At 54.8% G+C, this 25414-nt stretch carries 19 protein-coding genes; 13 read left to right on the top strand and 6 right to left on the bottom strand.

Annotation, left to right across the window (positions count from 1 at the left end; all coding sequences use genetic code 11):
• Nucleotides 1-19: 19 nt before the first annotated feature.
• Together gltB and RID21_RS22575 are read right to left on the bottom strand one after the other, a co-directional pair.
• On the bottom strand, nt 20-4639 hold the full coding sequence (gene gltB, locus RID21_RS22580) for a glutamate synthase large subunit (RefSeq protein WP_350192826.1): 4620 nt from the start codon (nt 4637-4639) through the stop codon (nt 20-22).
• 273 nt (nt 4640-4912) lie between these two features.
• On the bottom strand, nt 4913-5905 hold the full coding sequence (locus tag RID21_RS22575; RefSeq protein WP_350192824.1) for a LysR family transcriptional regulator: 993 nt from the start codon (nt 5903-5905) through the stop codon (nt 4913-4915).
• Between the two features lie 611 nt (nt 5906-6516).
• Here RID21_RS22575 and RID21_RS22570 point away from each other — a divergent pair.
• Nucleotides 6517-7767, top strand: a complete 1251-nt coding sequence (locus RID21_RS22570) for a hypothetical protein (RefSeq protein WP_350192822.1) — start codon at nt 6517-6519, stop codon at nt 7765-7767.
• Nucleotides 7768-7881: 114 nt separating this feature from the next.
• Here RID21_RS22570 and RID21_RS22565 read toward each other — a convergent pair whose 3' ends face one another.
• Nucleotides 7882-8112, bottom strand: a complete 231-nt coding sequence (locus RID21_RS22565) for a hypothetical protein (protein WP_155363981.1) — start codon at nt 8110-8112, stop codon at nt 7882-7884.
• Between the two features lie 497 nt (nt 8113-8609).
• On the opposite strand from RID21_RS22565, the gene RID21_RS22560 reads away from it, so the two are divergent.
• Nucleotides 8610-8948 (top strand): antibiotic biosynthesis monooxygenase family protein, encoded by a 339-nt coding sequence (locus RID21_RS22560; protein WP_350192820.1) that lies wholly within the window; start codon nt 8610-8612, stop codon nt 8946-8948.
• A 6-nt stretch (nt 8949-8954) separates the two neighbouring features.
• On the opposite strand, the gene RID21_RS22555 is transcribed toward RID21_RS22560, so the two are convergent.
• Nucleotides 8955-11354, bottom strand: coding sequence for a M1 family metallopeptidase (locus RID21_RS22555; protein ID WP_350192818.1), 2400 nt, complete (start codon nt 11352-11354; stop codon nt 8955-8957).
• Between the two features lie 159 nt (nt 11355-11513).
• On the bottom strand, nt 11514-12521 hold the full coding sequence (locus RID21_RS22550; protein WP_350192816.1) for a glutamate cyclase domain-containing protein: 1008 nt from the start codon (nt 12519-12521) through the stop codon (nt 11514-11516).
• A 531-nt stretch (nt 12522-13052) separates the two neighbouring features.
• On the opposite strand from RID21_RS22550, the gene RID21_RS22545 reads away from it, so the two are divergent.
• The 11 genes from RID21_RS22545 (at nt 13053) to RID21_RS22495 (ending at nt 24303) form a co-directional block, all read left to right on the top strand.
• Nucleotides 13053-14405: a cytochrome c gene (locus tag RID21_RS22545; protein WP_350192814.1), complete on the top strand. Its 1353-nt coding sequence runs from the start codon at nt 13053-13055 to the stop codon at nt 14403-14405.
• 94 nt (nt 14406-14499) lie between these two features.
• Nucleotides 14500-15336 carry a cytochrome c oxidase subunit II gene (gene coxB, locus RID21_RS22540; RefSeq protein ID WP_350192812.1) on the top strand — a complete coding sequence of 279 codons (837 nt, stop codon included), beginning with the start codon at nt 14500-14502 and terminating at the stop codon, nt 15334-15336.
• Nucleotides 15333-17174: a cytochrome c oxidase subunit I gene (locus RID21_RS22535; RefSeq protein ID WP_350192810.1), complete on the top strand. Its 1842-nt coding sequence runs from the start codon at nt 15333-15335 to the stop codon at nt 17172-17174. Before coxB ends, RID21_RS22535 begins: the two co-directional genes overlap by 4 nt.
• A 27-nt stretch (nt 17175-17201) precedes the next feature.
• Complete coding sequence (locus tag RID21_RS22530) at nt 17202-18161, top strand: COX15/CtaA family protein (protein WP_350192808.1); 960 nt, start codon at nt 17202-17204, stop codon at nt 18159-18161.
• 2 nt (nt 18162-18163) lie between these two features.
• A complete protein-coding gene (gene cyoE / locus RID21_RS22525) occupies nt 18164-19096 on the top strand; it encodes a heme o synthase (protein ID WP_350192806.1) in 933 nt (310 codons plus the stop codon).
• 70 nt (nt 19097-19166) lie between these two features.
• Nucleotides 19167-20180: a cytochrome c oxidase subunit 3 gene (locus RID21_RS22520; RefSeq protein ID WP_350192804.1), complete on the top strand. Its 1014-nt coding sequence runs from the start codon at nt 19167-19169 to the stop codon at nt 20178-20180.
• Between the two features lie 42 nt (nt 20181-20222).
• Nucleotides 20223-20633: a cytochrome C oxidase subunit IV family protein gene (locus RID21_RS22515; protein WP_145439149.1), complete on the top strand. Its 411-nt coding sequence runs from the start codon at nt 20223-20225 to the stop codon at nt 20631-20633.
• The gene (locus RID21_RS22510; protein WP_350192802.1) at nt 20623-21591 is read left to right on the top strand and encodes an ABC transporter ATP-binding protein; all 969 of its coding nucleotides are present in this window, start codon (nt 20623-20625) and stop codon (nt 21589-21591) included. Before RID21_RS22515 ends, RID21_RS22510 begins: the two co-directional genes overlap by 11 nt.
• Nucleotides 21588-22439, top strand: a complete 852-nt coding sequence (locus RID21_RS22505; RefSeq protein ID WP_232102129.1) for an ABC transporter permease — start codon at nt 21588-21590, stop codon at nt 22437-22439. Before RID21_RS22510 ends, RID21_RS22505 begins: the two co-directional genes overlap by 4 nt.
• Nucleotides 22440-22477: 38 nt before the next feature.
• A complete protein-coding gene (locus RID21_RS22500; RefSeq protein ID WP_350192800.1) occupies nt 22478-23878 on the top strand; it encodes a DUF420 domain-containing protein in 1401 nt (466 codons plus the stop codon).
• Between the two features lie 86 nt (nt 23879-23964).
• Entirely contained in the window at nt 23965-24303 is a 339-nt protein-coding gene (locus RID21_RS22495) for a hypothetical protein (RefSeq protein ID WP_350192798.1), read from the top strand.
• On the opposite strand, the gene RID21_RS22490 is transcribed toward RID21_RS22495, so the two are convergent.
• Nucleotides 24300-25244, bottom strand: coding sequence for a hypothetical protein (locus RID21_RS22490; protein ID WP_350192796.1), 945 nt, complete (start codon nt 25242-25244; stop codon nt 24300-24302). The two genes, RID21_RS22495 and RID21_RS22490, sit on opposite strands and share 4 nt — an antisense overlap.
• Nucleotides 25245-25414: the final 170 nt, after the last annotated feature.

The following is a 25414-nucleotide window of genomic DNA, read 5'->3' as shown; positions in this document are numbered from 1 at the left end:
ACAGGAACACAGTTTGTCACTAGACGCTGGCGGCAGCTTCCGCTTTTTCAGCTGCCATTTCCAGCAAAGCCCGCTTGTAATCCACAGGCATGACTTTCTTGAACAGTTCCAGTTCGTTTTCCCAGTTATCCAGAATCGTTTTAGCCACGGTCGAACCGGTGAACTTGCGATGATTGTCAATCAGCTCTTTCAGTTCGGCGATATCCTCGGCATCTTCCAGCCGTTCCAGTTCCACAGTTTCCAGGTTGCTGTTCTGCAGCAGATGACCTTCGGGGTCGTAGACATAAGCCACACCACCCGACATCCCGGCTGCAAAGTTGCGTCCGGTCTCACCGAGAACAACGGCCCGACCGCCGGTCATGTATTCACAACCGTGATCGCCGATTCCTTCCACAACCGCTTTCGCTCCGGAGTTACGCACACAGAAACGTTCTGCAGCCTGACCGCGAATGTAAACTTCACCTTCGGTCGCACCATACAGGTTCACGTTACCGACGATGATGTTATCTTCCGGCTTGAAGGTCGAATTCTCGGGTGGATAGATAATGATCCGTCCGCCGCTGAGACCTTTACCAACATAGTCGTTGGCATCGCCTTCATGCTCGATGGTAATCCCGTGTGCCAGCCAGGCCCCCAGGGACTGTCCTGCGGAACCCTTACTATTGATGTGAATCGTTTCATCAGGCAGACCTTCTGCACCATGATGCTTGGAAACCTCGTGGCTCAGCATCGTACCGAAGGTCCGGTCCGTATTCTTGAGTTTCACATCGATGGTGACCGACTCACCATTCTGGATCGCAGGCTGTGCCTCGCTGATCAGCAGGTTGTCAATCACGACTTCCAGACCGTGCTGCTGGTCCATCGTGCAATAAGTACCCACGTTTTCGTGTGGCTTTTCAGCCAGTCGCAGAATCGGAGTCAGGTCCAGGTGCTTCGCTTTCCAGTGAGCAACCCCTTCATCCAGTTCCAGTACATCGCTGCGTCCGACCATCTCGTTGATGGTGCGGAATCCGAGTTCAGCCATGATTTCACGGGCCTCTTCTGCCAAGAGGAAGAAGTAGTTGACCACGTGCTCGGGCTGACCGGCGAACTTCTTACGCAGTTCCGGATTCTGAGTCGCAATCCCGACCGGGCAGGTATTCAGGTGACACTTACGCATCATGATACAGCCCATGGTGATCAGCGGTCCGGTGGAGAAGCCGTACTCTTCGGCTCCCAGCAGAGTCGCAATAATGATATCGCGACCGGTTTTGAGCTGACCGTCAGTCTGCAGTCGCACACGGCTGCGGAGATCGTTGAGCACCAGCGTCTGGTGGGTTTCCGAAATCCCCAGTTCCCAGGGCAGACCGGCGTGCTTCACACTGGTCAGCGGAGAGGCCCCGGTACCACCGGAGGCTCCCGAGATCAGAATGTTGTCGGCATGACCTTTGGCCACACCCGAAGCAATCGTACCCACGCCGACTTCCGATACCAGCTTCACGCTGATCCGGGCCGAGGGGTTACTGTTCTTCAGGTCGTAAATCAGCTGCGACAGGTCTTCGATCGAGTAAATATCGTGGTGCGGAGGAGGACTGATCAGCCCGACCCCCGGAGTGGAGTGACGTACCGAAGCAATGATCTTGTTGACCTTATGCCCGGGCAGTTCGCCCCCTTCTCCCGGCTTCGCACCTTGAGAAATCTTGATCTGCAGTTCGTCAGCGTTGGTCAGATACCAGCTGGTCACACCAAACCGCCCGGAAGCGATCTGCTTAATGGCCGACCGTTTGGAATCGCCGTTATCCAGCGGCTTGAAGCGCGAATAATCTTCGCCCCCTTCACCGGTGTTACTCTTGCCACCCAGGCGGTTCATGGCGATCGCCAGGGCTTCGTGAGATTCAGCCGAGATCGAACCGTAGCTCATCGCACCAGTACAGAATCGCTTGACGATTTCCGTCACCGGTTCGACTTCGTCCAGCGGAATCGGTTCCCGCTTTTTGAAGGCCAGCAGACCACGCAGGTGACACTGCCGGGTCGTCTCTTCATTGACGGCTTTCGCGAACTGCTTATAGGCACTCTTATCGCCCGAGCTCGCAGCGGCCTGCAGGTTGGCAATGTTTTCCGGTGACCAGGAGTGCTTTTCTCCGTTGGCCCGCCAGTGGTACACACCGGGGTTAGGCAGAACGGGCAGACGCTTCTGATCCCGCTGCGGGTAGCCGATGTTGTGACGCATTTCGCATTCTTTGGCAACCACGTCAAAACCAATTCCCTTGATCCGGCTGGCGGTTCCTGAGAAGCAGGCTTCGATGATTTCCTGGTTCAGACCGACGGCTTCGAAGATCTGGGCGCCCTTGTAACTCTGCAGGGTCGAGATGCCCATTTTGGCCATCACTTTCAGCATCCCTTTGCAGACACCCTTGCGATAGGCAGCCACGATGGAACTACGATCCCACTTGGCAGCATCCAGCTCGCCGACTTCCAGCGAGTGCCAGAGGGCTTCGAAGGCCATGTAGGGGTTGATTGCATCGGCACCGTAGCCGAACAGCAGACAGTGGTGATGCACTTCGCGGGCTTCGCCGGTTTCCAGCACGATCCCGATCTGCGTACGCTGTTCGTTGCGAACCAGGTGATGGTGAATCGCTCCACAGGAAACCAGGGTCGGCAGGGCGACACGATCTTTACAGACGGCCCGGTCCGAAACCACGATCAGGCTGAAGCCATCGGCGATCGCCTGTGAGGCTTCTTCCCGAATCCGATCCAGGGCTGCCCGGAAACCGGCTTCCCCTTCTGACTTGGGATAAGTCACGTCGATCGTTTTGGTCTTCCAGCCACGGTAATCCATCTTCTTGATGGCGGCCAGTTGCTCGTTGGTGATGATCGGCTCGGGAATGAGCAGTCGATGACACTGGTCTTCGGTCGATTCCAGCAGGTTGCCTTCCGGACCGATGTAACATTCCAGCGACATGATGACTTCCTCGCGGATCGAGTCGATCGCGGGGTTCGTCACCTGGGCGAACAGCTGGTGGAAGTAATCGTAAATCAGGCGTGGCTGATCGCTGAGGCAGGCCAGGGCCGCATCGTTCCCCATGGAACCGATGGGATCCTTCTTGGCTTTGATCAGCGGAATCAACATGAACTTCAGCGTTTCGAATGTGAAACCAAAGGCCTGCAGACGAGACAGCAGCTCTTCGGTCGGAACCGAATCGATCTTCTCCGCGGGTGGCAGGTCCTGCAGACGCAGACGCTGGTTCTGCAGCCATTCCTGGTAAGGACGCTTGGTGGCGTACTTTTCTTTGATCTCTTCATCGGGGATCAGGCGGCCTTCTTCGAAGTCAACCAGGAACATCTTCCCGGGCTGCAGACGACCTTTCTCCTTAACCAGTTTCGGATCGACTTCCAGGGTTCCCACTTCGCTGGCCATGATGACACGATCGTCGTGAGTCACATAGTAACGGCTCGGACGCAGACCGTTCCGGTCCAGCACGGCGCCGATACATTTACCATCGGTGAAGGAAACTGATGCCGGCCCGTCCCATGGTTCCTGCAAGGCGGAGTAATATTCATAGAACGCACGCTTGGCGACGGAAATGGAATGATGGTTCTGCCAGGCTTCTGGAATCATCATCATCATCACTTCCGGCAGCGGACGACCGGACATCAGCAGCAGTTCCAATGCGTTGTCGAAGTTACCCGAGTCTGAGCAGTGAGGCTCGATGATCGGGAACAGCTTGTTCAAATCGTCGCCGAACAGCTCGCTGGACATCATTCCCTGGCGGGCAAACATCCAGTTGGCGTTTCCACGCAGGGTATTGATTTCCCCGTTATGAGCCATGAAGCGGCACGGCTGTGCCCGGTCCCAGCTGGGGAAGGTGTTTGTTGAGAAGCGGGAGTGTACCATCGCCAGGTGGCTGGTGAAGTCTTCCGCCTGCAGGTCGGGGTAGAACGGCATCACCTGGTCGGGAGTCAGCATCCCTTTGTAAACCAGGATGTTGCTGGACAGCGAACAGAAGTAGAACATCAGTCCCTGGGGCAGATTGCTGCCTTCACGCAACTGGCGGCTGGAAGCCTTCAGGATGATATACAGCTGACGTTCGAGGTGATCGTGATCGGCGACCTTGTGATTTGAAGTGGAGATAAAGACCTGCTCCATGTGCGGCAGAGCACGCAGCGCGGAGGGACCGATGTCGGCCGTGGTCGGTTCCACAGGCAATTCACGCCAGCCCAGGACAACCAGTCCCTGGGCATTGACGGTCTCTTCCACGACCTTTTTGCAGTGTTCCCGCTGTGATTCATCGGTCGGCAGGAAGACATTTCCCATGCCGTAATGACCAGAGGGAGGCAGATCGAGGTTCAGATCTTCCTTCACCACGCGTTGCAGGAAGTCGTGAGGCATGGAAACCAGAATACCGGCACCATCGCCCGTATTTTCTTCGCAACCACAGGCGCCACGGTGAGTCATATGACGCAGCATTTCATCGGCGTCGACCACAATCTGGTGTGACCGTTTGCCTTTGATATGGGCGACGAAACCCACACCACAGCTGTCATGCTCGAATTCCGGATCGTAGAGCCCATGAGCTTCCGGGAAACGCCCCACTTGAAACAGGGAGTTTTGTGCTTTGTTTTCGGAATCAGTTCCACGTCGAACGGTTCGACTCGTCATCTTACTTCACCATTCAAACTAATGTTTTCAAAATCGATGCCACCCGGGCACCTTCAGTTTATCGCGAACAAGCTTCGCACTCAGTTATCTGTTTCAGCAGACGACGCTCCCCTGGAGGAGACCATGTCTGCCTGACCCGGCCGAAACCGGAACGTTTTCTGTCAAAGATCTACCATCGGTAATTCTGAATCTTCTTAAAGGGAGAGTCTGCTCCCGACTCAGAAAAGCTGGATCCATCCCAACCAGAAACAACCTGCAGAGAAAACTGCCAGTTTACTCTCGCGCTATTAACGGACCGAATGAAAATGCATCCATACTGGAAGAATTCTCTCCCGTTGATGCAGATCCCTCGGTCGTTTCTCGATGAGCGCTTGAGAAATTCGCGGGGTTTTCATGCAGGACTTCTATGAATTTCGATACCACGTCATCGGGTACCGACTTCTGTTTTCTCTGAATGATTCCGATCGGACGAAACCATTCCACCTGTTCCAGGCGTACGATTTTTAATGACTGATCCTGAACTTCACGGCTGACGGTCGGCAGAGGCAGGATCGCAATTCCCGCTTCCGCTTCCACCGCACGCTTGATGTTCTCAATATTGTCAAATTCATGGATCAGCTGTACGTGCACACCGGCTTTTTTCAGCCAGCGATCCATTTTCTGTCGAACGACTAATTCTGATGTGAATGCCACGAAGGGCTCATTTTCAATGTCCCCTACCTCACAACTGACCTGATCTGCCAGCCGGTGACCGGGGTAAACCACCAGTACCATTGGCTGTTCCTGCCAGAGGATGCTGGTGAGATCTTTGTCTTCCTTGGGGAAAGAAACCAGTCCCAGATCGGCCTGGTTCTCGCTGACACGCTGATAGACTTCATCCGGATGCAGATAATCGAGGGTGATCATCACTTCCGGATACAGGTGCTGGAACTGCTCAACATAATCGTGCATCTGGGCCAGACCCACCGAGTAAATGGCGGCAATTCGCACCCGGTTCTTTGTCTGACCAATCGCGCGACGAACCTGTTCCTCGACCTGCTCGAAGGATCTCAGCAACTGCTGGCAGCCATCAAAATAAATCGAACCAGCGGGCGTCAATTCAAACGGACGCTTCGAACGATCGATCAGCTGCGCTCCCAGCCGCTTCTCTAAGGCATGCACGGCCTGACTGGCTGCCGACTGGGACACACGACGAACCTCAGCAGCTTTGGAAAAGCTGCCGTGCACGACGACATCACAGAACAGTTCGGCATTACGCAGGTGCATGGGAGAGAATCGAGAGCCTTTTATAAGGAAAACTAATAATAGCTGCTTCGAACTATTTAAATTTCGAATACGGCACAGTGTAGAGTTGCTGAAGGCAATAAGTCAAGCGTCTGCTCATATGAAAAACGGGGACCACGGACTTACGCAATGTCCGAAAACTGTAATCATATAACTATATTATACTTACGCTTACAGCCTCTGAACTGTCCCAGAAGTGGGACGACAGCAGCCTGATATCAGGTCTGCCAGCTTCGGCTCAGACATCAACAGATTCCGATACGGAATGGCCTCCCACATCTGTCAGACACTTATGCCAGACACCGGTTCTATTAAAATTACTTATACTGATCGAAACCGCCTGCAATCCGCTGAAAATAACCTATGTTTCAGCTGAGAACCCTTCCGCAGCGCCGCGGGAATCCCTCATTATTATTAAACCCCCTCACGCAATTCTGCGTTCCTCGAATCACCAAATCTGAAATAACAGACCCAGCTGCGAACCTGTTCAAAACAGACGCGCGTGGTTAATATCGAGACTGACTACTGTAAAGGGATGCAGTAATCCCTATTCCACGTCCGCCGCCTCTCTTCATCCAAAACAAGGAACTTTGATGAGAAAACTTATCCCGCTATTCACACTCTTCCTCATCGGAACTCTGCCTCTGCTCTCCGGGTGTGGTTCCTCAGCCCAGCAGGCCGGTCCACCAGAGGGTCCTGCAGAATCGATGCAGTATCTGATGCAGGGCGTCGCGGATCAGAAAATGGAAGTGGTCTGGGAATTTCTGCCCGCCAGCTACCAGAGCGATGTGAATGGCCTGGCTCACCAGTTCGCGGATAAAATGGATCCGGAAATTTACAATGAGATGTTCGCCATCGCTCAACGAGTGGCCAAACTGCTGCAGGACAAAAAAGAATTCATTCTCAAAAACGAAATGCTTGAGAGCCCTAAGACCTCACCGGAAGAAGTCGCGAAATACTATGATCCCAGTGTCGATATCCTGGCTTCCCTGGCCAACAGTGACCTGTCGACCATCGAGAAACTCAAAACCTTTGATGGCGGCAAATTCCTGTCGACCAGCGGCTCTCAGATTGCCAAAGACTTCGCCACCATCTCGGGCCTGATGCCTCAGAAAGAAGGCGACCCTGGTTTTATCGAAAAGCTGAAGCAGGCCAAAGTCACGGTTGTCTCCGAAGAAGGAGATCAGGCCAATGTCAAAATTGAAGTTCCGGGTGAAAAAACCAAGGAAGAAGTCATGGTCAAAGTGGAAGACAAATGGATTCCCCAGACCCTGGCCAAAAACTGGAAATCCAAAATCGATAGCGCGAAACAAAGCCTGGACAAGTTAAAGCCGGAAGACATGGCTGCCCAAAAAACCCAGGCAATGGCAGGTTTCAAGCAGCTGAACGCCACCCTGGCCCAGTTGGAAAATGCGAAAACGGAAAAAGAATTCAATGAACAGTTCACCAATCAGGTCAGACCATTGGCTCAAATGGCGCCAATGCTCCTGATGCTGGGAGCTGCAGCCGTGATGGAACAGGGCTTCTCCGAAGCAGCTGCCGCCCGAGGTGGAGCCATGGCAGGCAGCCCCGGTGAAGCCAAACCGATTAACCCGAACACGATGATCAGCATCGTCGTCAACAAAAAGCTCTCTCCAGGCGAACAGGATCCGATCATTGATGAAATCCTGCAGTCAGCCAACGATACCGAATCCCTGCAGGTGATTCCGACTGTCGATGGAGAGATCACCACCTTCAAGGTTTACCCGGTCGAAGACATCGAAGCGTTTTCGAAGAAGATCAAGTTCGGTAAGCCGTCCAAGGTCGATACAGATTCCCGCTCGATCACCGTGGAACTGGAGTAACCGGTAAACTCTCCATTCCGATCAAGGCAATAAAAAAGGCCACTTCCTGTGAACATAGGAAGTGGCCTTAAGTTTTGCTGGTTTGCGCAGCAATCATTGTATCTCTGAGGAGACTTACGCAGCTTCAGAAAAATCTTCGTCGCTGTCGTCGCAGGCTTCTACGGTAGAATCCAGCTCGTCTTCTTCCTCTTCATAAACGAGGAAGTAGATCTCGTTCATGGCTTCTTCCAGATAGGAACGAATATTTTCGCTGTCTGTAGATTCAATCAGTGATTCCAGTGCAGCGACAACACGGTCGACTTCTTCACTGGTGATTTCTTCGAACTCTTCATTTTCTTCTGACATCATTACCTCCATGTCGTGTGTTTGACTACGTTAAGCAGGAAAAGCACGAAGTTTATTATCGGTCTTCCCCACCTAAAGCATTAGCACGGCCCTGTGCATTTTTTACCAGCTGAAACGTCAGTTGAGCCGATCCTCGACTTCGCCCGAAACGTCACAGCGCCACTGATTTTGTCGGAAAAGAAGTGAAACGAATCACGATTTCTTTTTCTTTTTCGAGTCCTTTTTCTTTGCGCTCGTCTTCTTTTTTGATTTCTTATTTTTCTTCGTTTTTTCGACGGTCTTGTCACCAAAAATGCGGTCCCAGCCCTTCGTAAAATCCTCGCTTGACCCTGTGTGGACCGTATAACCCGTCACTTGAACGTCCTCCCATTGAAAAAATGAATCGAAAACAGCGGTTGTACTGTCTAAATTATTTATGAAACCAGAATTTGTGGCAAGCCTGAAATCCGGCCTCCCCGATCCCAGACTCCTGTTTTTCAGCAGAATCGGCTCTTCCCATGACTGACAACCAGAAATCGCCCCGCTACGCCGTCATTTTTCGCTCCCGGCGAACGCAGGACGAAGCAGGCTATGCTGAGATGGCCACCCGTATGGAAGAACAGGCACGCCAGCAGCCCGGCTTTCTGGAGCTGACCTCGTTTCGTGCCCCCGACGGAACGGGAGTCACAATCTCCTACTGGAACAGCCTGGAGGCCATCCGGGCCTGGAAGCAGCATCCGGAACATATTACAGCACAACAACTTGGGAAAGACAAATGGTACGCCCACTATACGGTCGAAATTGCGAAAATCGAATCCGTGTACCACTTTCCCAGCCCGGCTGATCCCGGCCGGTAATCCCGGCTACTCCTCTTTTTTCTCAGCCGGTTTGGTGTCGTCCTTTTTCTTTTCCTCTTCCTCTGCCTGACGCTGTTTCTGCATTTCGTTCTTCGACTTCTTCGATTTTTCCAGCTGGAAGAAAGATTTGCCAATCGTCCGGGGGAACTCGTTGTTGGACAGCTGTGTATCTGCAGTCTCCCGGTGCGGGTCCAGGGTCAGGCTTTTGAGGGGCTTCTCAGTCAGAATCAGCTTGGAAACGCTCTGGTTGTTGTACCGCCAGATTTCCGCCGGAATCCGCAACATCCGGCTGGAGTTGTCGTCAAAAGTCAGCTTGAGAATCACGGGCATCACCAGTCCGCCATGGTTCTTCAAGTCGACGAGGTAAAAGTAATTCTGTGTTTCCAGCAGCTTCTTCTCATCGGCGTCCAGTTCCTTAAGATGAGATTCAAATTTCTTGCGGTCCGCATCGGTCACGTCGAGTTCATCGTATTCGTTGTAGAAATCCTTCAGCTCCGGAAACTTTTCGGTCCGTTTAGGCAGCTTTTTGTTCCGCATCTCCGACAGCGACTCGGGCTCTTCATCGCGACGCTTCTTCCGCCGGACCTTATCCACGTAGGGATCTCCAGTCTCCAATTGATACTGCCGCACGTTCTCGATTGCCATGTCGGTATGGTCGGTTGTGTAAAACCAGCCCCGCCAGAACCAGTCCAGATCGACGCCGGACGCGTCTTCCATGGTGCGGAAGAAGTCCGCAGGCGTCGGCCGTTTGAACATCCAGCGACGGGAATATTCCTTGAACGCGTAATCGAACAGTTCGCGGCCGAGCACGGTTTCCCGCAGCACATTCAGCGCCGTCGCCGGCTTGCCATAGGCATTGTTACCAAACTGCAGGATCGACTCTGAGTTCGTCATGATCGGTACCTGGTAACCGCTCTTCATGTAATCCACCATGTCACGGGGTTCCCCGCGGCGGGACGGATATTCGTCTTCCCACTCCTGCTCGGTCAGAAACTGCAGGAACGTCGTGATCCCTTCATCCATCCACGTCCACTGACGCTCGTCACTGTTGACGATCATCGGGAAATAGTTGTGTCCGACTTCGTGAATAATAACCGAGATCAACCCGTACTTGGTCCGCTTGGAATAAGTGCCATCCTTTTCGGGACGGGGACCGTTAAAGCAGATCATCGGATATTCCATGCCCCCCACCGGGCCGTTAACGGAAATCGCCACCGGGTAGGGATAGGGAAAGGTATACTTCGAAAAAACATTCAACGTATGAATGATGGCGTGCGTCGAATACCTGCTCCAGAGCGGCTCCCCTTCGTTGGGGTAATACGACATGGCCATAATCGGCTCAGCCTTACCCTCCAGCTGATGTCCCTGGGCATCCCAGATAAATTTACGCGAGCTGGCAAAGGCGAAATCACGGACATTGTCCGCCTTGAAGACCCAGGTCTTCTTGCCTTTCGGCTTTGATTTCTCGTTCGCTTTCGCTTCTTCGGGAGTGATGATAAACATCGGCTTTTTCGCAGTTTTGGCTTCATCCAGACGCTTCCGCTGCGTCTCGGTCAGTACCTCTCCCGGATTCTGTAGTACCCCGGAGGACGCGACCACATGATCGTCGGGCACCGTGATCCGCGTCAGAAAGTCACCAAACTCCAGCGTGAATTCTCCGCGGCCCAGGAACTGCTTATGCTGCCAGCCCGTGTTGTCGGTGTAAGCCGCCATGCGCGGATACCAGTGGGCGATTTCATACAGAAAGTTCTTATCGTCTTTGAAATACTCGTAACCGGTTCGCGCGGGACGGCTCTCGGAATCGTTGATCAGGTAACTCCAGTCCACGGAAAACTGTGTGCTCTCCCCCGTTTTCAGCGGGCGGGGCAGATCGATCCGCATCATGGTTTTGATAATCTGATACGACAGTTTGTTCCCCTCGGCATCCAGGACCGCAGTCACCTTCATGCTGCCGTCAAATGTCTCTTTGGCCATCAACTGCTGCATCGACTTGTAGCCCACTTTCCCCAAGGGAGAATCCGTTCCGGTCAGGTGTGCATCTGAGTCGTAAGACAGAATATTCGTATCCAGCTGCAGCCAGAGATAGCTCAACGTATCGGGCGAATTATTCGTGTAAGTAATCTTTTCCGAACCGATGATCTTCTGCAGCTTGTCGTCCAGCTCCACATCGATCTCATAATCTGCCTGCTGCTGCCAGTACTTTTCTCCCGGTGCGCCGGATGCATTCCGAAACCCGTTTGGCGTCGGCAGCACTTCATCCAGCTGTCGGAATTTGTCTTCCTGCTTGAATTTATCGTTACTGACGGCCTGCCCGTAGAGCGTCGATCCGGAAAGGAGCAACAGGGTCAGCATTAAGAAACGGGAAGTCACCAGGAGCCGGGTGGACAGATTGCGGAGAGCGTTCATGGAGATAATCACTGTTCGTCTTGAAGTCTAAGCATCGGGGATGCGAGCAAAATCAGATTGAGAATCAACCCATTTTAACCCGGTTTCACTGTCGAAATGCAAGCCATTTCCCGTTTCCGGGCCGACTTTCGCTGGTTGTCTTACGCAGAAAAGCAGAAATCAGCGGGCCAGAAATGAGAGAATCCCCTCCCAGGGCTGCATGTAAGTCAGAAAGGGGAGCCCGTCCACCGTCGCTTCCCGTTGACGGGTCACACCATCGACGGCATTCGCTTCACGGACCATCACTTCCAGAATCCGCAACTGTTCCTCCTGCTGCCAGCGAAACAGGGTCGCACTCCGATCTTTTAACAACGCGACCGACGCCGCCAGGGCCAACGCCCCCCAGTTACTCGTTCCCGCCACGATGTTCCAGTCCGTAGCCACCCGGCACGGAATCAATCCCGCATGCGCCGAAGCGATCCGGCGGGCCAGTTCTTCCCAGGCAATCGCCCCCATCCCGATCTCATTTCCGCCATCTCCGACCCCGATCGACTTCGCTTCCGGAAAAAAATCGGTCAGTCGTTCAAACAGCTGGTGCAGAGGCGCCGTATGAGAATCAATGATCTCTCCCCGCATGTTGTGACAGCGATCATGGTGGTCGCAGGGGACTTTTTCGTGAAATGCGGTCGGCTCCAAACCAGCCACCCGCTCCTGTCGGCCCCAGGAGTCCGGGGTATGGCTGGGGCCGACCCGTTCCACCGCTACCAGATGGCTGACCTTCCGGGTCGCATAAAACCGGGTCACCCAGTCGGGGTCATCCCCCTTTATTACATCGATCTGGCTCTCCGGATAAGCAAATGCCCGCGCCGTCGCTGCCACCACGGGCGCACACAACGCATCAGTGACAATGGATGTCTGAATGCCACACTCCTGCAGTACCATCGCCAGCAGAATCGATCCCGGCGGGCCATCCGTCTCTGCAGACGGGATTTCCGCAGCGGGAATATAAAAACCGGTGGTAATCGCGACATGGGTGCCTGCCTGCACCAGGTCCTGGGCGGCACGGAGTAAATGATCAGTGCACAAAGGCCCAAACCGGGCTTCCGAATCAATGAGCCCCCGTTTGCCCGGATCCCGGCGGATCAGGCGATCAAATTCTCGAATCAGTTCCGTTTGCGGGTTGCCCATTCCGGCCCATCTACTTCCACTGATATGTGGACAACAGGGAGAGAGAACGCGTCACTTAAACTCAGTCAGACTCTATGCATGCAGGAATCAGCGGAAGTCTCGCCCGAGACCGCCGATCCTACAGTTTACACTGGTTCCTCAGGAAACGACAGGCCGTGCCGATTGAAAAAGCCAGGCAAAGAAAATACCATATTACAGCTGTGATTCCCGCGATTGGGACCAGCGACGAAATGACCTTCCTGCTTGTGAGAAAAGACCCTCTACACGGATTCGCTGGTTGTCAGAACGTCTGGGCATCGCCAGAATTACTAAGGTAATCAGGTCGCAAGACCTCCCACCCCGCGCAAGCAAACCTGTCTGAGACATGATGGCGGTCTTAAGCCGCTCAACCGGGTATTTTCATAGAACTTGAAGACCATCAGTGTGGCTGCTTCGCTAGCGGATTATCGGGATCCGTGAGCAGACGGGGTTACCCCCGAGTGTTACCCGAACAGAAATCAGTCTTATAATATAAAGTGAGGATTCACTTCTGTGAGATTTGGGTTAAGTCGTCTAAGCTTGTTGCTCCTCTTTCCGTTGTTCAGTCTGACCGGGTGCGAACAGCCTCAGGTCAACTTCGTCTTTTCCGAAAAGACCAACGAACTCGTTCCGGAAGCCGCCAAACCGGTGAAAGAAGCATTGGTCAGACAGTTTGGCAATCCCTTTGAACTCACTCAGTTTGAAGGGCTCCCCACCGACTTCGGCGACGTTGAAGGCTCCGTCAAAACCGTCCAGTCCAGCTCCGGCGACGAGAAATTAATCCGCTTCCAGGTCGAAGGCCTGCAGGACGCTTACCCCAAGCTGCTGGGGCTCCCCCTGGAATGGACCTCGGGCAAGGGACAGGGACAGATCTCCCGCATCAAAGAATACAACTACGAAACCGGCACCATCGCCGTGGACAAGACCGCAGACATCGAGCCCCAGCCCGGAGACACCTTTCTGGTGGAATGCACGCGGCTGCAGTTCGGTCGCGATCTCTACAATCGCCACTGCATGCACTGTCACGGCATGAGCGGTGAAGGCACCGGGCCGACCTCACGCTACCTGAATCCTCCGCCCCGCGATTTCCGCCAGGGCATCTACAAATACACGTCGACCAAACCAACGGCCAAAGCACAGAATGCCGACTTGGAACGCACTGTCAAAGAAGGTATCGCGGGCACCTATATGCCCTCCTTCAAACTGCTCACAGAAGATGAAGTCTCCGCAATCGTAAACTACGTCGTCTGGCTTTCCATTCGCGGAGAAACCGAAAAGAAAATCGTCGATGAACTCTTCTTCGACTATTCCAAGGAAGTGGTCGCCGAACGAACCAGTGAGGACGGCGGCGAATCTCGCGAAGACGTCATGGAAGAGCTCAAGGAATACATGGAACTCGACTTCCCGGACACACTCGAATTCGCGACCTCCAGCGTTGCGGAAGCCTGGGAAGAAGCCAACATGGAAGACGCCGTGGTCGTGCCCGAAACCCCACGGGTTCCCGACACCCCCGAATCACGCGAACGAGGCCGTAAACTCTACCTCGGCGATAAAACCAAGTGCGCCACCTGCCACGGCCTCCAGGGACGCGGCAACGGAACGGCGACTCAAGACTTCTGGACCAATCCGGCCACGAATGAAAAATATCCCAACCGCGGACTGCACGACATCTGGGGCAACCAGTTACCGCCCCGCGATCTGCACCGCGGCATTTATCGAGGTGGACGCCGTCCGATCGACGTTTACCGACGAATGTATTCCGGCATTAAGGGAACACCGATGCCGGCCTTCGGTGGTCCGCTTTCGGATGAAGAATTGTGGGACCTGGTCAACTACGTGATGAGCCTGCCGTATTCCAGCAAATAAGTTCAGGTCCCAACCTGACCGGATCAACTGTTTCAGCGACTGATAATGAAAACGAATCATATCCTCAACCAGAAAACCAGAGGGGAGACCTGTAGTGGGTAAAGGATGGTGTTTATTTTTTCTGTTCTGGCCGGTGGCGGCTGTCGTATCCTGTGCGATGGCTCCCATGGTGGGCTGGTCGTTTCCCTACGATAACGCCCAGGCAGCCAGTAACCTCGGAATCCGCATCGACGGGCTGTTTTACCTGATCCTGCTCGTGACCGCGGTCGTTTTCGTCGGTACACAGGCGGTACTCGTTTATGCTCTCTGGCGTGGTTCCAATAATCGCGACGAACGGGCTACCTACACCCACGGTAACCACAAACTGGAACTGATCTGGTCCATCATCCCCGGCGTGATTCTGTTGTTCCTCGCCCTGTATCAGATGAACCTCTGGGCCGATTTCCGTATCAAGAAATACTTCCCCGAAGCAGCCGTCAAAGCACCGATCGCGGAAGTCACCGCACGTCAGTTCGAATGGCGTTTCCGTTACCCCGCCATCGGCAAGAAACTACAACCCAAGCCGCAGGCCGACGATCTCTATTCGGTTAACGAACTGCACGTCCCCTTCGGCAAGCCGGTCATGATTCAGCTCCGCAGCGAAGACGTTCAGCACTCGTTCTTCCTGCCCGCCCTGCGAATCAAACAGGACGCCCTGCCCGGCCTGCAGATCCCGGTCTGGTTCGAAGCCAACAAAGAAGGCGTCTATGACCTGGTCTGTGCCGAACTCTGTGGCTGGGGTCACTACAAGATGAAAGCCCACGTGATTGTGGAATCAGAAGCAGACTACCAGAACTATCTGAAAAATCTCACCCAACAGCAGTTTTACGACGGGCTGGGCAAGATTGCCGCCAACGAGAATGATTCTGAGAGTGAGGCAACCGAGAAATGAGCGTTGTGCATCCATCCCCCACCGGCCTGCAACCGATCCTGAAGCCTCAGGCACATCATGCGCCCGGTAATTTCTTCACGAAGTATATCTTCTCCACCGATCACAAGATCATCGCCATCCAGTTCCTGTTCACAACACTGCTGATGCTGATCGTCGGGGGTGCCCTCGCGCTGGCCGTCCGCTGGCAGCTCGCCTTCCCCTGGGAATCGATGCCCATCGTCGGCCCCTGGCTCTTCTCCGCCGAAGCAGGACAGATCTCGCCTGAGTTCTATACCATGCTCTTCACGATGCATGCCACCGTGATGATCTTCCTCGTCATTATCCCGATCCTCGCTGGAACCTTCGGCAACCTGCTCATCCCGCTGATGATCGGTGCCGACGATATGGCCTTCCCCAAACTCAATATGCTCAGCTACTGGTTCATCTGGCCCGCCATTATCTGTTTCGGTATGAGCTTCGCTTACGCAGGCGGCCCGGCAGCAGGCTGGACCGCTTACCCGGTTCTGGCCGACCTGGCCCAGGCAGCTCCCGGATCGGGAACCGCTCAGACCCTCTGGCTGCTGGGTGTCACCTTTGTCGGCTTCTCATCCATGATGGGGTCGATCAACTACATGACCACCATCATCAACATGCGGGCCCCCGGCATGACGTTCTTCCGTCTGCCTCTGACCATCTGGGGTCTGTTCATCACCGCGATTCTGCAAGCCTTCGCTCTGCCCGTATTGACCGCGGGCGGCTTCATGCAGGTCACCGACCGTCTGCTGGGTACCTGTTTCTTCTACCCGTCGGGGCTGATCATCAACAACGCTGATCCGACCATCGGCGGGGGACAGCCCCTGCTCTGGCAGCACCTGTTCTGGTTCTATTCGCACCCTGCTGTTTACATCATGTTGCTCCCCGTGATGGGCATGATCTCGGATATGCTCAGCTGTATGGTCCGTAAGCCGATCTTCGGTTACCGACCGATGATTTTCTCCATGTCCGCGATCGCCAGCCTGGGCTTCATCGTCTGGGGACACCACATGTTTACCAGTGGTATGAACCCCGCCGTCGGGATGGCCTTCATGGTCGCTACCATGATGATCGCCCTCCCCTCTGCCGTGAAAACCTTCAACTGGACCGCCACCGTCTGGGGCGGCAAAGTCGAATTCAATACCGTCACCCTCAACTGTATCGGCTTCCTGTCGATGTTCGTGGTCGGCGGTCTCAGCGGAATCTTCATGGCGGCAATCCCCGTGGACGTCTACTTCCACGATACCTACTTCATCGTGGCCCACTTCCACTATGTGCTCTTTGGTGCCACGCTGTTCGGCGTCTTTGCGGGAATCCAGTTCTGGTTCCCTAAAATGTTCGGACGCATGATGAACGAAAAACTGGGCAAAACGCACTTCCTGCTGACCTTCATCGGTGCCAACGGAACCTTCTTCCCGATGCACTTCCTGGGAATGCAGGGCATGCCCCGCCGCTATGCCGATCCCTATCTGCACGGCTACCTCGAACACCTGCTCCCCATGAACCAGTTCATGACCATCTCGGCCATCCTCATGGGATCGGCCCAGATTCTGCTGTTCATCAATATTTTCTACAGCATGTTCTTCGGTCCTAAAGCCGGTCGGAACCCCTGGAATGCAACCACTCTGGAATGGACCGCACCGTCTCCACCGCCTCACGGCAACTTTGACGAACCGCCCATCATCTTCCATGGGCCCAATGAATACGCCGTGCATAACGGCGACAAAGATTTCCTGCTGCAGACCGAAAAAGAGTGTGAACCACCCAAACCGTCTGACTCAGAAACAGAAAACAACACCGACAACGATCAGGAAACTTCCAGTTAACCCGCTAACGAAGTGTTAAACAATTTTATGAACCAGCAACAATACCATCCGTGGCTCTTTCGCATCGCACTGGCGACCACCGTCGCTACGCTGCCACTGATGATTATGGGCGGACACGTTACTACCGAAGGATATGGCATGGCAGTCGATGGCTGGCCCGGATCCGACGGACAGAATATGTTTACGTACCCCGTCTTCGGGCTCCCCACGGATAAGTTTTTTGAGCACGTGCACCGACTGCTGGGAACACTGGTGGGCTTCCTGTCCATCATCCTGGTGATCGTCGCCTTCAAAGTGCAGCCGCAAAAATGGATCCGCAAGGTTGCGATCGCTGTCCTGGTCTGCGTGATCATTCAAGGCATTTTGGGTGGTACACGGGTGACAGAAAACAGCGTCGGACTGGCGATGACACACGGACTGTTCGCTGCCTGCGTCTTCACCCTGATGGCATTCCTCACCATGGCAACCGGCAAACGCTGGATCGAAAACAGTAATGATCCTCCCGAGCTTGCCCCGGGTTACGGACGCCGTCTGGCGATTACGGTTCCGCTGGTCGTCCTCTTTCAGTATTTCCTGGGAGGCTTCCTGAGCCACTTTAAAGTCGGCCTGCATCCCCACATCAGCTTTGCCTTTGTGGTCCTGGTTTTTGTGATTATCGAATTCCGCACGGCCCGCAAGAGCGGAATTAAATGGCTGAAACGCCCTGCAATGGGTATGCTGCATCTGGGAATCTTCCAGATCATGCTCGGCATCGGCGCCTGGCTGACCCGGTTCGGACTCCCCGCTGCCGGAATTATCGGTGAACCCGGCTCCCTGCAACAGTCGCTGTTCCGCACCGCGCACCTGATCACGGGGATTCTGTTCCTGATGACCACCACCCTGTATTCAGTCCGGGTCTTCCGGCTGCACCAGTTAAATAAAAATCGTTCGTCAGAGCAAACTCTCTCTGCTACTGATTCCTTACCTGAGACTGAAGGTAATGCCTGAAAATGTCTACGACTCAACAATCTTATATCGCCGTTGAAGAACCGAAAGCTGCAGCCCGGCCCATCAGCCTGGCACGGCTCGCCGATTACCTCGAACTGACGAAGCCCCGCATTTCGACAATGGCGTTGATCTCCGTTGCCCTGGGTTACACTCTGGGGAGCGCCCATGCCTGGTCGCTGCTCCCGCTGATCCACGCCCTGTTCGGCATCGGACTGGTCGCCGTAGGCTGTAACTCACTGAATCAGCTGCTGGAAATCAAGAGCGATCAACTGATGCCCCGCACCACGGGCCGCCCGCTTCCCTCCGGACGACTCTCCGTCTCCGAAGTTCTGGTGTTCGGCATCCTCTGTGCCCTGACCGGTATCTTCTATCTCGCTTTGATGGTCAACCTGCTGACCGCATTTCTGTCGATGCTGACGCTGGTGCTCTACGTTGTGGTTTACACACCACTCAAACGCTGTACCTCGTTCTGTACCACCATCGGAGCCATCCCCGGCGCCATGCCTCCCATCCTGGGGTGGACCGCTGCCGGCGGAAATCTGAATACTGCGTCCTTCTCCATTTTTGCCATCATGTTCCTCTGGCAGTTCCCGCACTTCCTGGCGATCGCCTGGCTGTACCGCCATCAGTATCACCAGGCCGGACTCAAAATGTTGCCCGCCGCCGATCCCCGACCACGCATGATCGGCTGGATGTGCGTGATTTATGCCACCCTCCTGATTCCCGTCAGCCTCCTGCCACAGTACGTCTCTCTGGCCGGCAGCGTCTATTCCGGCGTCGCGCTGGTGCTGGGAATCGCTTACCTGATCTTCTCGATCCGCTTCCTGGGCAATGAAACCCGTAAGACCGCCCGGGAGCTGATCTGGTGTTCTCTGATCTACCTCCCCGTGCTGCTGATCACCCTCACCTGGGATCGCCTGCAGCTGTTTAACTGAGAACGTTCAGCATCCCTGTCTTGAAGACCACGACCGTTTAACTGCCTGCGAAGCAAAGTGAAAGACGACAATGAGTCACGAAAGTAATTCGCCACAATATCGCATGGGACTCCCCATTCCACATTCCAAACTGGGCATGTGGCTCTTTCTGGCGACCGAGATCATGTTCTTTTCCGCCTTCATCGGGGCCTACATCGTCCTGCGTGCCGGTTCTCCCGGCTGGCCCACCGACCCCGAAGTGACCCACCTGCGGATCTGGGCCGGCGGACTGAATACCTTCGTCCTGATTCTCTCCAGTTACTTCGTCGTCATGGCCCTCGAAGGGATGAAGGCCCAAAACTTCTCCAAGGCACGCAAATATCTGCTGCTGACCTTCGTCCTGGGTTGTCTCTTCCTGGGAATCAAATCCTACGAGTACTCAGGCAAATTCAAATACGATATTCTCCCCGGACACATTCCCGAAACGCCTCAGATGGCCATCGACAAATCAATGCGCGAAATGAAGCAGGTCGTCGACAACCGCGCCATCGCCCTGTCCGGCGTGATGGACCCGGAAAAAACCGAACCCACCGAAGACGCCGAATCAGTCGAAGAAGCCGGCGTCACCGATGAAAAAACCGAAGCCATCGTGCCCCCGGTCGAAGAGCTCCGCCAACAACTGCAGACGGAACTCTCAGCCGAAGACACTCCGGCAGCCCGCAAAAAAGAACTCCAGGCCTACTTCGATCTCGAGAGTCAATACCGCAAACTGAATAACCAGGCTCTCGAAGAATCGATCACCGTTCCTGAAATGAACAAAGCCCTGGATACCCTCCGAGAAAACCCCGAATACGGTTCTCTCCTGGCCCCCGTCCATCATCTGCAACCCATTATTTATGGCAACCTTTTCGCTTCCGTCTACTTCCTGCTCACCGGCTTTCACGCACTGCATGTCATCATCGGCATGCTCCTGTTCGCGATTGTCCTCGTCCAGGGAAAACGACTCTGCGAAAAGTGGAATGACTATGTCGAAAATATCGGCCTCTACTGGCACTTCGTCGACCTGGTCTGGATCTTCCTGTTCCCGTTGATTTACATCCTTTGATCATCCAGCGATCTCCTTCAAGTTCGGAAAGACCGAATTAAGATGTCCCAAGAACCAGCTCATCCCGCCTCCAGCATCTACACGAAGATCTTCTACGCCCTCTGCTTCTGCACCGTGCTCTCGATCGTTTTCGACCTCATCGATCTGCGCGAGAAAGACGTGGTCGGCATCAAGGGTGTCATTCTGCTGGCGTTCCTCGTGCTCGCCGTCGCCTGTGCCAAAGCGCTGTTCGTGCTGATCTACTTCATGCACCTCAAGTTTGAAGGCAAATGGAAATACGTCCTGCTCAGCCCGACCATCATCCTCGCCATGGGACTGACCATCGCCATGACCCCCGATATCGGCATTCATTATTACACCAGTGAAGCCCCCCAGATTGATTACCTGGAACAGGCACAGCAGGCCTCAGCCGACACTGCGCCCGACCAGCCCGAAACGAGTCATGTTGAGTAACACGCCCCCGCAGGAAACCGCCCGCGCGTCCCAGATCGTCGTGCAGGACATCTCGCACCATTACGGGCAACGCCGCGCCCTGAACCAGCTCAGTTTCGAAGTCCACTCCGGTGAAATCTTCGGTCTGCTCGGTCCGAACGGCGGCGGAAAAACCACACTCTTTCGTCTGCTCTCAACCCTGCTCCCCCTGCAGGCCGGATCTGCGGAAATCGCGGGGCTCGACCTGGCCACCCGGTCGCAGGAAATCCGTAACCTGATCGGCGTCACTTTTCAGTCACCCAGCCTCGACGGCAAACTCACGGTCCAGGAAAACCTCAAGCATCAGGCCCACCTGTATGGCATCTCCGGAGCCCTCATGCGGGACCGCATCGCCAATGCCCTGTCCCACCTGGGTCTGACCGACCGCAAAGGGGATCTGGCGGAATCCCTCTCGGGCGGTCTCAAGCGACGCGTGGAAATCGCCAAAGGCCTGCTGCACTCTCCCCGTGTACTCCTGCTCGACGAACCGAGTACCGGCCTCGACCCCGGTGCCCGGCACGACCTCTGGAAATACCTCAAACAACTCCAGCAGGAGAACGGCGTCACCATCCTGATCACAACACACCTCATGGAAGAAGCAGAACACTGTGACCGCCTGGGAATTTTAAACCGGGGCGAACTCGTCACCTGTGGTACTCCCGATGAACTGCGGGCCTCGGTCGGCGGCGACTGCCTGACCATCCAGGCCGAACACCCCGATGAACTCGCCCGACTTATCACTGAGAAGTTCGGCGTTACTCCGCAGCGCATCAACGCCAGCCTCCGACTGGAGCACACCCGCGGACACGAATTCCTCAAAGATCTGATCGACGCCTTTCCCGACCAGGTCACTTCCGTTTCCCTCGGCAAGCCGACACTGGAAGATGTCTTCATCCACGAAACTGGTCATCAGTTCTGGCAGGCGGAGGAATCGGAATGAATCAAAACATGCCCGCCGTCCACAAGCCTGCCTTTGTCCTGCCGATCCTGACACTCGCCCATCGCGAAGTCGTCCGTTTTGTCAGACAGCGCACCCGCGTCATCGGAGCCCTGATCCAACCGGTCCTGTTCTGGATCCTCTTCGGTGCCGGACTCCGCGGATCGTTTCAAGCCCCCGCCTGGGCGCCTGCCGGCATGACCTACCAGGAATACTTCTTCCCCGGCGTCGCCGTAATGATTTTGATGTTCACTGCCATCTTCTCCACGATCTCGATCATCGAAGACCGTAAGGAAGGCTTCCTGCAGGGCGTACTCGTCGCGCCAGTTCCCCGTGCCTCGATTGTGCTGGGCAAGCTGCTGGGCGGCACGATTCTGGCCGTTTTACAAGCTGTCCTGTTCCTTTTCCTGGGACCTTTACTGAATCTCGTGGGACTGGCTCCCGACTTTGAAACAGGTGTCACACTGGCCGGGCTGATTCCGTTGATTCTGTTTCTGTTCCTGCTCGGCTTCAGTCTGACCGCACTGGGTTACCTCATCGCCTGGCCCATGGAATCGACACAGGGCTTTCATGCCATCATGTCGGTCTTCCTGATGCCCATGTGGCTGCTCTCGGGCTCCTTTTTCCCCGCGGGCGATTCGGGCTGGCTCTCGTGGATCATTCGCGCCAACCCCTTAACCTACGGCGTCACCGGTCTCCGCCGAATTCTGTCGTCTGCAGAAACGCTCCCGACAGCGCCCGGAAATCCGTCGATGATTGTCTGCCTGACCGTCACCGCCGTCGTGTGTATAATCTATGTAGTTCTTGCCATCTGGATGACCGGGAAACGAGCCACCCGTAACGCCCGTTGAATCACACCGACCATCAAACGAGATTTGAAGTATTCAAAATGACTGAAACACAAAACAAACCTCCCCGCCGCATTCCCCTGATTCTGACGATTTCACTCTGGGTTCTCGTCGCCGTCAGTGCCTTCGCCACCTGGCAGCTCAAGCAGCAGAGCGATCTGGCCCTCGAACAGCGCAAAGCCGAACAGGCAGCCCAGGCTGAGGCGGAAGAAAATACAGAAGAGACCGAAGAAATCAGCGTCAAAGGTCCTATCTGGCCCAAGGAAGGTATCGAAGATTTCACGCTCACCGAACGCAGTGGCAAAACCATCACGAAGAAAGACCTGCTGGGAAAACCCTGGGTCGCCTGCTTCGTCTTCACCCGCTGCGCTGGTCCCTGCCCCCGCGTCTCCGGCCAGTTCTACCAGCTGCAGAAAGATCTCAAAGACCTCGACTTCCGTCTGGTCACGATTACCGTCGACCCCAAGCATGACACTCCCGAAGTCCTCTCTCAGTACGCAGAGCTGATGGGCGCCGATACCGAGAAATGGCTCTTCCTCACCGGCGACCAGAAAGAGATCTTCCACCTCATCGAAAAAAGTTTTCTGATGCCCGTGGAGGAAAATGTCGGCCCTGCCCGTAAGCCTGGCTTTGAAGTCATACACACCACCAACGTGATGCTCGTCGGCCCCGATGGCCGCGTACTCCAGAAATTCAACGCCGTCAACGACGCCGAAATGGCCGAGCTCCGCCGCGAAGTCCGCAAGCTGGTTAAAGCAGAATCGAAAGACAAAACAGACTCAAAGAAGAAAGCAGAAGCCTCCGCCAAAGAAGAGCCCAAGCCAGTCGCAAAGCCTCCGGCCAAAGCGGGTATGATCTCACTGAGCACCTTGCTGCTCCCCCTGCTGCTGGCACAGTCCGAAACCGAATCCGCCCCCGCTGCCCCTACGGAACCGGTTGAAGTCGAAACGGAAACCGTCGAGACTGTCATCGCAGAAGCCCCAGCAGGTCAGGCTCCCGACTGGGTCATGCAACTCCCTACCCTCAACGCGGCCCTGAACGGACTGGCCACGATTCTGCTGATGGTCGGTTACGGATTCATCCGCAAAGGGGAACGGGAGAAACACAAGAAAACGATGCTCACCGCATTTGGTACATCGGTCCTGTTCCTGGTCTTCTATCTGATCTACCACTTTGCCCTGCAGAGTTACACCGGTGATGCCTCCCGTAAATTTCAGGGAGAAGGCCTGATTCGCCCCGTGTATTATTTCATTCTGATCACCCACGTGGTCCTGGCCGCCGCGGTGCCTGTTCTCGCCTGGATGACCATCCGCCGCGGACTCAAACAGCAGTGGGAAGCACACCGCCGCATCGCCAAAATCACATTTCCGATCTGGCTGTATGTCTCCATCACGGGCGTGGTGATCTATTTCATGCTTTACCATCTTCCCGGAGCTGCCTGATCGAACCAGTAATCATTTGGCACAGCCCCGCCGGTCTGTTATCCTGATAGTATTGAAGACGTACCCGTTAACCGAGTTTCATCATCATGTGCAAACGATTTCGATTCCTGCGGTCCTGTTTACTGTCCACAGCCCTGCTTGGTCTGTTCTCCAGTCCTGCGCTGATTCGTCCGGCTCAAGCCTGCCCGATGTGCAAAGAGCTGAACGAAACCGATGATCGCAAACCCCGGGCCTACATGTACAGCATCGCTTTCATGCTCGCCATGCCCGCCATGATCTTCAGCGGCTTCGGCGTTGCCTTCTACAAAATGAACCGCCGTGAACAGGATGCACTCCACAATTACGAAAACAACCGGGATCCGCAGCAGTCTGCCACAGATCCCGGTTCGAATTCGAGTATGGATTCAGATCGCTCGCACGATTAGTTCAAAGGCTGGCGACGCGGAGTATTCCAGACGGTCGCAGCCGATGGTGCAGGACGGAAAGCCCCTCTCGCGGCAGCACTCCGTGAAGCAGAATCATCATAGGCGGATGTCGCCGGAGTCGCATTCAGCGAAGGAATCGTCTGCCAGTCGGAACCGGAATTTGATGTCAGCTGTGGTACCTGCAGCATGGCAGGATTGGGAGGCAGAGCCGGACCAGAGATCGGATAAGTCCCCACACTGGCAGTGCTCGCGTATGAAGTTGTGGCCCCCATTCCCCAGGAAGCAGCCGGCTGTGCAGTCACAGTTGGTGCCAGAGTCGGGTAGGCTCCCAGATCCAGCGATGTAGAAGACATCGGAGACGGTGTCGGTACGGTCGAAGGAGCAGGTGTCGGTGTAGAAGGAATTACAGTTGGCGAAGGACTGATCATCGAAGGCAGTCCGTTCATACCATTCACACAATCCGTGCAGGTTGACTGAGGAGCCATCACCTGAACCCGTTTGCGAACCTGGTAAGGCTGACGCACGTAAGTGGTTTCCTGACGATAGCAGGTCTGAGGAATCTGTTTGGTCACCATTTTGGGAACCCAGACTCGCTGCCAGCCACCTTCATCCACGGTCACCTGACGATAGGTCGTTACAGGCACGTTCCGTGTCTGGGGAATTATACGATATTCGGTGCAGATAATGTCCTGGTAACAGATCTGCGGCGGAGGCGGAGTACACACGCCCGGGCAGCAGGAAGTAACAGGAGCACAACGACGGAAATAACGCCGGGCCAGTTTGCGACAACGATGTCCACAACGGCTGTGCTGCGGATAATAACAACCCATGCCACCACGGTTGAACAATCTGCGAAACAGATGCGCGTCGGCTTCGTTACTATCAGCAAAAATCAGAAACAGTGATGCGACTACAATGACATTTCGAATCCAGGGGGACATCGAAAAACTCCTTTTTTTGACTAAGTGTGCTGAAAGGCACTCCTTGATTTCGTTCCTGTTTCAGACTCACTGAAACATGGGTTCCCCGAATGAGGTCCCCGAACGAACTACCCACCGTTCTTCTTTATCGGCATAATCGTTAAAGTCGCTTTATTTTAAATTTCCGGAAT

Origin of the sequence: Gimesia sp. (genome assembly GCF_040219335.1) — a bacterium.
Taxonomy (GTDB): domain Bacteria; phylum Planctomycetota; class Planctomycetia; order Planctomycetales; family Planctomycetaceae; genus Gimesia.
Note: the sequence above shows the minus strand (reverse complement) of the source record. Positions and strands in the feature narration are given on the sequence as shown.

What these genes read in the sequence shown, in the direction of transcription:
- gltB (WP_350192826.1), bottom strand. Translation starts at nt 4,639, where the DNA reads ATGACGAGTCGAACCGTTCGACGTGGAACTGATTCCGAAAACAAAGCA.
- RID21_RS22575 (WP_350192824.1), bottom strand. Translation starts at nt 5,905, where the DNA reads ATGCACCTGCGTAATGCCGAACTGTTCTGTGATGTCGTCGTGCACGGC.
- RID21_RS22570 (WP_350192822.1), top strand. Translation starts at nt 6,517, where the DNA reads ATGAGAAAACTTATCCCGCTATTCACACTCTTCCTCATCGGAACTCTG.
- RID21_RS22565 (WP_155363981.1), bottom strand. Translation starts at nt 8,112, where the DNA reads ATGTCAGAAGAAAATGAAGAGTTCGAAGAAATCACCAGTGAAGAAGTC.
- RID21_RS22560 (WP_350192820.1), top strand. Translation starts at nt 8,610, where the DNA reads ATGACTGACAACCAGAAATCGCCCCGCTACGCCGTCATTTTTCGCTCC.
- RID21_RS22555 (WP_350192818.1), bottom strand. Translation starts at nt 11,354, where the DNA reads ATGAACGCTCTCCGCAATCTGTCCACCCGGCTCCTGGTGACTTCCCGT.
- RID21_RS22550 (WP_350192816.1), bottom strand. Translation starts at nt 12,521, where the DNA reads ATGGGCAACCCGCAAACGGAACTGATTCGAGAATTTGATCGCCTGATC.
- RID21_RS22535 (WP_350192810.1), top strand. Translation starts at nt 15,333, where the DNA reads ATGAGCGTTGTGCATCCATCCCCCACCGGCCTGCAACCGATCCTGAAG.
- RID21_RS22530 (WP_350192808.1), top strand. Translation starts at nt 17,202, where the DNA reads ATGAACCAGCAACAATACCATCCGTGGCTCTTTCGCATCGCACTGGCG.
- cyoE (WP_350192806.1), top strand. Translation starts at nt 18,164, where the DNA reads ATGTCTACGACTCAACAATCTTATATCGCCGTTGAAGAACCGAAAGCT.
- RID21_RS22520 (WP_350192804.1), top strand. Translation starts at nt 19,167, where the DNA reads ATGAGTCACGAAAGTAATTCGCCACAATATCGCATGGGACTCCCCATT.
- RID21_RS22515 (WP_145439149.1), top strand. Translation starts at nt 20,223, where the DNA reads ATGTCCCAAGAACCAGCTCATCCCGCCTCCAGCATCTACACGAAGATC.
- RID21_RS22510 (WP_350192802.1), top strand. Translation starts at nt 20,623, where the DNA reads ATGTTGAGTAACACGCCCCCGCAGGAAACCGCCCGCGCGTCCCAGATC.
- RID21_RS22505 (WP_232102129.1), top strand. Translation starts at nt 21,588, where the DNA reads ATGAATCAAAACATGCCCGCCGTCCACAAGCCTGCCTTTGTCCTGCCG.
- RID21_RS22500 (WP_350192800.1), top strand. Translation starts at nt 22,478, where the DNA reads ATGACTGAAACACAAAACAAACCTCCCCGCCGCATTCCCCTGATTCTG.
- RID21_RS22495 (WP_350192798.1), top strand. Translation starts at nt 23,965, where the DNA reads ATGTGCAAACGATTTCGATTCCTGCGGTCCTGTTTACTGTCCACAGCC.
- RID21_RS22490 (WP_350192796.1), bottom strand. Translation starts at nt 25,244, where the DNA reads ATGTCCCCCTGGATTCGAAATGTCATTGTAGTCGCATCACTGTTTCTG.